Source organism: Mesorhizobium sp. LNHC232B00 (genome assembly GCF_000502435.1).
Classification (GTDB): domain Bacteria; phylum Pseudomonadota; class Alphaproteobacteria; order Rhizobiales; family Rhizobiaceae; genus Mesorhizobium; species Mesorhizobium opportunistum.
The window spans coordinates 62,020-69,304 of sequence record NZ_AYWP01000029.1 but is presented as its reverse complement, the minus strand read 5'-3'; the positions used below and the strand labels follow the sequence as shown (position 1 = coordinate 69,304).

The window sequence follows — 7,285 nt, the reverse complement described above, 5'->3', positions numbered from 1 at the left end:
GTCGCCGGACCTGCTCGACCAACTGATGGCGGCGAAGTCGGCGGCGCTGGAAATCCGCCCCGAACCGGCCGAGCCGCTGATCAGTGCCGAGGATCTGGCGGAGCGCCGCGAACGCGTCGACCGCGTGCTCCGCGCCGTGCTGGCCGTGCCCGATGCGGGGTTCCGCGTCATCGGCGTGCTCTACCAGGAGTTCGTGGTTCGCTGCCGCATCGAGGGCCTCGCCTCGGTCGTGCCGGACCTGCCCGCGTTCCGCCGCATGCTGACGCGAGCCCGCGCCGGCCTCGGCTCCGAGACGACGCAGGATGACGCATGGCGGGACGTTTCCGTCCGCGCCTCGCTGCTGCCCGACGACATGCAGGGCGTGTTCATGATGATCGCTCGCGCGGCGAAGGAGGGCTGGCCTTGTCCGAGCGACGCCGCGATCGCGCGCGCCTATGGCTCGCATTCGCTGCGCCGCGCCCGGCGCCTCCTGACCTATATCGAGGAGCAGGGGCTCATCGTTTGCCAGCTCGACGGCACGGGAAAACGCACCGTGACTCTGGTCGAACTCGCCTGGGCAACGGCGCCCGGCGACCCCAACGCCGAGGAGGCGGAGCAAGGGAGCCTGGCGCTGTGAGGGGGCCATGACGCGTTCAACACCCGACGAATCGCATAGGCAGGCTGAGGGCAAGGTTGCGCGGGTGCGTATCATGGGGACACCGAGGTCCGGCACGAATCTCGCGAAGCACCTAGTGGAAACTCATCTCGGGGTGCCTGTCGTCTTCGACCAGGGCTTTTGGAAGCATGGAATCTTTCCGGCCCTGATGAACGGACGCGACCTTGGATATGGAGACTTGCCCATCATCGTGATGAGCAAGGATCCCATCACCCAGCTCCTGTCATGGTTCCGCTTCAGCCGAAACGACAGCATTTTCCGGCCGGCCAAACATCTCGGTCCATTCCTGAACAGGCCATTCGAACTCAAGCAGGATTTTACGCACCCAAAGATGGCCTACAGGTTCCGCACACCTGCCGATTATTGGAACCAGTTTTACTTTGCCATGGAAGCCCTGCGCCGCATCGGCGCACCCGTGCATTTCGTGGCTTATGAGCAGCTCGTTTCCGAGCCTGCGCTTTGCCTCGGCGCGATTTCCCGTTTCCTCGATCTTTCCCCGCCTTTCGACGCCGGCTCCACCGTGACCATCCCTCGGCACGCGATCGGTGCGAGCAATGACATTGACCGGCCAGCGGACCCGGCCGCCAACCAGGGTCCGTTCGATCCGGCGCGCGCGGATCTGGCATCGGCGCTCGCCAGGATCGGCTGGCGCAATGCACGCCTTATCCTAGGCGATATCGACGGCGACGTGCTTGCCGCAACGGGCCGAGCCGGGTTTCGCAGGACCTGCCGGGAAGCGATCGGCCCCACGGCGATATTGAGGTCGTTGATCGGCTTCTGGTGAGCTGGTGCCGCGCGTCGCCTCCAAATGTCTACTTCGACTTCCGACCCAGCCCATGGATTTGGCGAGTTTGGAGCGGGTTGCTCGCGCTACTGGATAGCGATGATGCCGTCGATGGCCCGCCATTCCGAAGGCTGGATCAGCCGGTGGTGGGCGACGCGAACCGAGTGCAGCGGGCCTTCGAGTTCGCGCTCCCAATAGGATAGGAACCCGTGAAGTTCGGGGAACTCGGGCGCAAGGTCATAATCCTGCCAGACATAGAGCTGGAGCAGGCCCGGATGATCGGGCAGGTGATAGTGAATCTCCGCCGTGGTCAGGCCGTAGCCTTCCATCTGGAGACGGAATTCCTTGCTGACGCTTGCGATCATTCGTTTCTCCTTCCTGTCAGGTATTAGGCATCCAGCCTGTCAAAAGTGGTGATGGAATCGCCGCTCGGCTGGCGTAGTGCCGAGACGTCGCCGTCGCTGGTAGCCTGGAGCAGGCGGTCAAGCGCGCGGTTGGAGCTTTCGGCGGCAGGGGTGGATTTGAGCGGCGAAAAAATCTGTCGGTCCATCGATGTGCTCCGTCTGCAAACAACTCCTTGAGCGGATCGCGGTTCCGGCGCCCGGGATGCGCCGGCCGCGTATATCTGTTGAACAAGGATAGAAGATTCAAGCCGGCATCCGACCTGGATAAGGTCGCGATAACAGGCGCTTGGCACTCGCGGCGCAGGAGTGCCAAAATTTTTTGGCGGGGCTCTTGAAACCGAAAAACGGCAAAACTAGCTCGATATGCGCGCGCGATGCCTGAGCAAGGGTCGCTGCGTGCCGCGCCGGCCGATTTTGCCGGTCCGGTTGCGGAGGAACCGCGAAAAACATGTTTGTCCAGAAGGAGAACGAAATGGCGTTCCGTCCATTGCATGACCGTATCCTGGTCCGCCGCATCGACGCCGAGGAAAAGACCGCGGGCGGCATCATCATTCCCGACACCGCCAAGGAGAAGCCGCAGGAAGGCGAGGTACTCGCTGTCGGTCCCGGCGCGCGCGACGACGGCGGCAAGCTGGTCGAGCTCGACGTCAAGGTCGGCGACCGCATCCTGTTCGGCAAATGGTCCGGCACCGAGATACGGCTCGACGGCCAGGATCTGCTCGTCATGAAGGAAAGTGACGTGATGGGCGTGATCGAAGAGGCCGCGCAGATCAAGAAGGCCGCCTGACGGCTTCTTGGAAATTCAACCAGTCAACGAATGCTGCCTAGATGAAGGAGTGATCCAATGGCTGCCAAAGAGGTTAAATTCCACACCGAAGCGCGCGAGAAGATGCTGCGCGGCGTCGATATTCTCGCCAATGCGGTGAAGGTGACGCTCGGCCCCAAGGGCCGCAACGTGGTGATCGACAAATCATTCGGCGCCCCGCGCATCACCAAGGACGGCGTCACCGTCGCCAAGGAGATCGAGCTCGAGGACAAGTTCGAGAACATGGGCGCGCAGATGGTGCGCGAAGTGGCGTCCAAGACCAACGACATCGCCGGCGACGGCACCACGACGGCGACCGTTCTTGCCCAGGCCATCGTCAAGGAAGGCGCCAAGGCGGTTGCCTCGGGCATGAACCCGATGGACCTGAAGCGCGGCATCGACAAGGCCGTGGAGGCGGTGGTGGCAGAGCTGAAGGCCAATGCCCGCGACGTGACCAGGAATGACGAGATCGCGCAGGTCGGCACCATCTCGGCCAACGGCGATGCCGAGATCGGCCGCTTCCTCGCCGAGGCGATGGAGAAGGTCGGCAATGAAGGGGTGATCACCGTCGAGGAGGCCAAGACCGCCGAGACCGAACTCGAAGTCGTGGAAGGCATGCAGTTCGACCGCGGCTATCTCAGCCCTTATTTCATCACCAATCAGGACAAGATGCGCGTCGAACTCGACGAGCCCTATGTGCTGATCCACGAGAAGAAGCTCTCCAACCTGCAGGCGCTGCTTCCGGCGCTGGAGGCGGTGGTGCAGTCGGGCAAGCCGCTGCTGATCATCGCCGAGGATGTCGAGGGCGAGGCGCTCGCCACGCTGGTGGTCAACAAGCTGCGCGGCGGCCTCAAGGTCGCTGCCGTCAAGGCGCCCGGCTTCGGCGACCGCCGCAAGGCCATGCTGGAGGACATCGCCATCCTCACCGGCGGCACGGCGATCTCGGAAGATCTCGGCATCAAACTGGAGAATGTGACGCTGGAGATGCTGGGCCGCGCCAAGAAGGTGGTGGTCGAGAAGGAGAACACCACCATCGTCGACGGTGTCGGCCGCAAGGAAGAGATTCAGGGCCGCGTCGCGCAGATCAAGGCGCAGATCGAGGAGACCACCTCGGACTATGACCGCGAGAAGCTGCAGGAGCGGCTGGCCAAGCTTGCCGGCGGCGTCGCGGTGATCCGCGTCGGCGGCTCGACCGAGGTCGAGGTCAAGGAGCGCAAGGACCGCGTCGACGATGCGCTCCATGCCACGCGCGCGGCCGTCGAGGAAGGCGTGCTGCCCGGAGGCGGCGTCGCGCTGCTTCGAGCCGCCAGGGCGCTCGATGCCGTCCAGACCGACAATCCCGACCAGAAGACCGGTGTCGAGATCGTGCGCCGCGCGATCGAAACGCCGGTGCGCCAGATCGCCGAGAATGCCGGCGCGGAAGGCTCGATCATCGTCGGCAAGCTGCGCGAGAAGAGCGAGTTCGGCTGGGGCTGGAATGCCCAGACCAACGAGTTCGGCGATCTCTATGGCCAGGGCGTGATCGACCCGGCCAAGGTGGTGCGCACGGCGCTGCAGGACGCAGCCTCCGTCGCCGGCCTGCTGGTGACCACCGAGGCGATGGTGGCCGAGAAACCGAAGAAAGAAGCCGCCACCCCGGCGATGCCCGCCGGCGCCGGCATGGATTTCTGAGCCCATGCATGACCGCCCGCTCCCCAGTTGGGGGCGGGCATCAGGACGAAATCGAGCGGAGGTAAACATGGATGCAATGGCTGGCCTTGGACCCCTGCCGGCGCCGACACATCAGGCGAAGGAGTTCCTGGCCTACGAAAACGAATGCCGCAGCGTGCTGCAGCCGCAACTGGCAGGGCTGCTCGACATGGCCGAAGCCGCCGGCTGGAACCGGCGCACCGCCGCCTCGGCGCTGATGTTCCTGGCGGCGCAGCAGGTGTCGGCGGCGGCTGCCGGCGGTTGAACCGGCGAGCGATGTTCGCCGCACAGAAGATGAAGGGCGTTGTTGTTTGGAGGTGGAGACGTGATCGCGGGCCGGTTGCGTGAATGCCTGAAAATACTGAGGTGGGGAGCGGCCGACCTCGCCGCCGAACTCGGCCGTCCGCAAGGAGAGATTGCGGCCTGGCTTGACGGCCGCAGCCGATCTCCATTTGCCGTCGCCGCCTGGCTCGAGGCGCTGGTGAAGGCACACAGGATGTTGCCGGCGCCAGGCCGGAGCATGCCGGCGCTGGACTCAGCCAAGATCGAGCCAGGCAAGATCGAGCCAGGCAAGATCGAGCCGGCCAACATCGGGCCGGCCAAGACCGGTCCTGCCACGATCGAAGTGTCCAGGTCGAACCGTGCGCGATCGGCGGTGCCCAACCGGCGGCTCAATCTTCCATACAAGATGTCCATGCACCGTGTCGGCGGCGGGCCGCGCTCTCCTGTGTCCGGTCCGCTGCAGGTGCCGCATAATCGAGAGGAGGCAAAAGCCATGAATCGCGGGCAGTTTGAAGAACCGGTCACCGTTCTGGTCGGAATGGGCTTTCCGGTTGCGATCGAGAATGTGATGGAAGCCTACGCCCTGTTGCAGGATTGGCCGGCCGCCGGCCGCAACGGCGCGCACGCCATTGCGCTCAACGCCTGCAAGGCCGGCATTGCCGGCGAGATCGACCCCGAAACCGTGCGGGCGACGCTGGTCACCTTCGCAAGGCGCAACGACATATTGGTGCAGGACATGGTTGCGCCGGCCGCGGCGCTGGGCGATGCGCCGCGCGCGGGCGAACTCGCGGGTTGACCATACGGCCGCCGCCCGGCTTTCGCGCCAGGCGGCGGGCACAGCCTTGATGGAACCAAGCGACGGCACGCAGGTTGAACCGGCGTCGGTTCCCTGATGCGAGGCCACGTCATGAGCATCCTGCAAAGCATGAAGAAAGCAGCCGAACAGGTTACCGGCGTTGCAAGGCCCGGCAGACGACAGACCGCCGATCTCGTCAGGCCGCGAAAACCGAATGAATTCAACAGGGATGATGGCCTGGTGCCCAACCACCCGTCCTGGCCGCTTGTCATCTATCGCGGCGCCGTGCGGCTGCCGCAAGACTTCGATCCCGCGGCCGTCATGGAGGAGCTTTTCGGCGCCAATGGCTGGGGCGACAGCTGGCGCGACGGCATCTACGACTACGTTCATTACCATTCGCGCATCCACGAAGTGCTCGGCGTCGCGCGCGGCACGGCCAAGGTCCAGTTTGGCGGCAAGAAGGGACGAACACTGGCGCTGAAGGCCGGCGATGTCGCGGTTCTTCCGGCCGGCACCGGACACCAGCGGATTTCGGCGTCCGAGGACTTCCTCGTGGTTGGCGCCTATCCCGCATCCGGCACCTACGACGAATGCACGACCGCCGCCGACCACGCCAAGGCGGTCGTGACGATCCCGAGGGTAGGCCGTCCGCGAAAGGACCCCGTCTATGGAAGCGAGGGGCCATTGCTGACGGCCTGGAAGAAAGACTGAGGCGGAAAGCCAGGAGAGCCGGCCGCGTGGCTACATTCGACAAGCTTGCGGCAAAGAAGTCCTAAGTGTTTGGCAAGCCGGGCGTGTATGTCCCGTTGATCAGGAACTACCGCTCCTCCACTATCCGCAAATAAGCCGCCGTCACGAACAGCACGATCAGCCCGAACAAGATCCTTCTCGCCCCCTCCGGCATCTGCAGGATGGTCAAGAGCGTCGTCAGCACGGTCAGGATGAGCGCGCCGATGATGGTGCCGGTATAGCCGCCGCGACCGCCGAAGATGGAGGTGCCGCCGATGACGGCGGCGGCGACCGAGGGCAGGACCAGGGGTTCGGCGAGCGAGAGCGATGGGGCTTTGATCAGGCCGATATAGAGCAGGCCGGTGATGCCGGCGAGCACGCTGGATATGACGTAGAGCGCGGTGATGACCTGCCAGTATTGCACGCCCGACAGCCGCGTTGCGCGCTCATTGTCGCCGACGGCGTAGAGCAGGCGGCCGAAGCCGGTGCGGGCGAGCGTGAAGACGATGAGGGCCGCCAGCGGGATAAACAGAAGCAACGCGTTAGGGAAGCCTGCCGTCACACCCGTGCCGAGCCAGGCGAGGAAGTCGGGGATTTTCGCGCCGGAGGCGATCACCGTGCGCTGGTAGACCTGCAGGCAGCCGGTGCCGATCAGGCTGGTGCCCAGCGTCATGATCAGCGGGTGGACGCGAAAGACGCCGACGCCGATGCCGTTGACGAGGCCGATCAGCACCGCCGGCATCATCGCCAGCAGGAAGGCCACCGCCGGATCCTGGTTGACGACTTGCGTCGCCATGATGAAGGCGCTCATCGTCGCCACCGTGCCGACCGACAGGTCGATGCCGCCGGTCAGCATGGTCATGGTCTGGCAGCCGGCGAGGATCGCCAGCGGAATGGCGAATTTGATGGTGTTGGCGATCCAGCGCTCGTTGACGATGCCGGGGCGCAGGATCTGCAGGATCACCACCAGGATGACGAGCAGGATAATCAGCGGGATCAGCGGCCGGTCGGCCATGAAGCGTTTTAGGCGGCGGCCGAAGGGGACGGGGGTGATTGCGGTGGTGCTCATGGGGTGGCTCGCGATAGAGTTGGCGCGATGCATCTTTCCCTTCTCCCCTTGTGGGAGAAGGTGGATCGGCGC

General features: G+C 64.6%; 9 protein-coding genes and 1 pseudogene. 7 read left to right on the top strand and 3 right to left on the bottom strand.

Annotated features, from left to right (window positions below):
* A pseudogene (locus tag X743_RS143630) lies at positions 1-616 on the top strand (ATP-binding protein); the annotation flags it as partial.
* Positions 617-833: 217 nt separating this feature from the next.
* Complete coding sequence (locus tag X743_RS143635) at positions 834-1,439, top strand: hypothetical protein (protein ID WP_156934521.1); 606 nt, start codon at positions 834-836, stop codon at positions 1,437-1,439.
* Between the two features lie 86 nt (positions 1,440-1,525).
* Here the strand turns inward: X743_RS143635 and X743_RS143640 are convergent, their stop codons facing one another.
* Positions 1,526-1,804, bottom strand: coding sequence for an usg protein (locus tag X743_RS143640; protein ID WP_023768251.1), 279 nt, complete (start codon positions 1,802-1,804; stop codon positions 1,526-1,528).
* A 23-nt stretch (positions 1,805-1,827) separates the two neighbouring features.
* A complete protein-coding gene (locus X743_RS1000000172400; RefSeq protein WP_023768250.1) occupies positions 1,828-1,989 on the bottom strand; it encodes a hypothetical protein in 162 nt (53 codons plus the stop codon).
* Positions 1,990-2,315: 326 nt separating this feature from the next.
* Here X743_RS1000000172400 and X743_RS143645 point away from each other — a divergent pair, with 326 nt between their 5' ends.
* The 5 genes from X743_RS143645 (at position 2,316) to X743_RS143665 (ending at position 6,126) form a co-directional block, all read left to right on the top strand.
* On the top strand, positions 2,316-2,630 hold the full coding sequence (locus X743_RS143645; RefSeq protein WP_023768249.1) for a co-chaperone GroES: 315 nt from the start codon (positions 2,316-2,318) through the stop codon (positions 2,628-2,630).
* A gap of 57 nt (positions 2,631-2,687) precedes the next feature.
* Positions 2,688-4,319 carry a chaperonin GroEL gene (gene groL / locus X743_RS143650; protein ID WP_023768248.1) on the top strand — a complete coding sequence of 544 codons (1,632 nt, stop codon included), beginning with the start codon at positions 2,688-2,690 and terminating at the stop codon, positions 4,317-4,319.
* A 67-nt stretch (positions 4,320-4,386) separates the two neighbouring features.
* A complete protein-coding gene (locus tag X743_RS143655; protein ID WP_023768247.1) occupies positions 4,387-4,602 on the top strand; it encodes a hypothetical protein in 216 nt (71 codons plus the stop codon).
* 60 nt (positions 4,603-4,662) lie between these two features.
* Complete coding sequence (locus tag X743_RS1000000174160; RefSeq protein WP_348625907.1) at positions 4,663-5,415, top strand: DUF982 domain-containing protein; 753 nt, start codon at positions 4,663-4,665, stop codon at positions 5,413-5,415.
* A gap of 111 nt (positions 5,416-5,526) precedes the next feature.
* Positions 5,527-6,126 (top strand): cupin domain-containing protein, encoded by a 600-nt coding sequence (locus X743_RS143665; protein ID WP_023768245.1) that lies wholly within the window; start codon positions 5,527-5,529, stop codon positions 6,124-6,126.
* A 106-nt stretch (positions 6,127-6,232) separates the two neighbouring features.
* Here the strand turns inward: X743_RS143665 and X743_RS143670 are convergent, their stop codons facing one another.
* Positions 6,233-7,213: an ABC transporter permease gene (locus X743_RS143670; protein ID WP_023768244.1), complete on the bottom strand. Its 981-nt coding sequence runs from the start codon at positions 7,211-7,213 to the stop codon at positions 6,233-6,235.
* Positions 7,214-7,285 lie beyond the last annotated feature (72 nt).

Excerpts from the sequence above, each read along its gene's own strand:
- X743_RS143640 (WP_023768251.1), bottom strand. The coding sequence starts at position 1,804 with ATGATCGCAAGCGTCAGCAAGGAATTCCGTCTCCAGATGGAAGGCTAC.
- X743_RS1000000172400 (WP_023768250.1), bottom strand. The coding sequence starts at position 1,989 with ATGGACCGACAGATTTTTTCGCCGCTCAAATCCACCCCTGCCGCCGAA.
- X743_RS143645 (WP_023768249.1), top strand. The coding sequence starts at position 2,316 with ATGGCGTTCCGTCCATTGCATGACCGTATCCTGGTCCGCCGCATCGAC.
- groL (WP_023768248.1), top strand. The coding sequence starts at position 2,688 with ATGGCTGCCAAAGAGGTTAAATTCCACACCGAAGCGCGCGAGAAGATG.
- X743_RS143655 (WP_023768247.1), top strand. The coding sequence starts at position 4,387 with ATGGATGCAATGGCTGGCCTTGGACCCCTGCCGGCGCCGACACATCAG.
- X743_RS143665 (WP_023768245.1), top strand. The coding sequence starts at position 5,527 with ATGAGCATCCTGCAAAGCATGAAGAAAGCAGCCGAACAGGTTACCGGC.
- X743_RS143670 (WP_023768244.1), bottom strand. The coding sequence starts at position 7,213 with ATGAGCACCACCGCAATCACCCCCGTCCCCTTCGGCCGCCGCCTAAAA.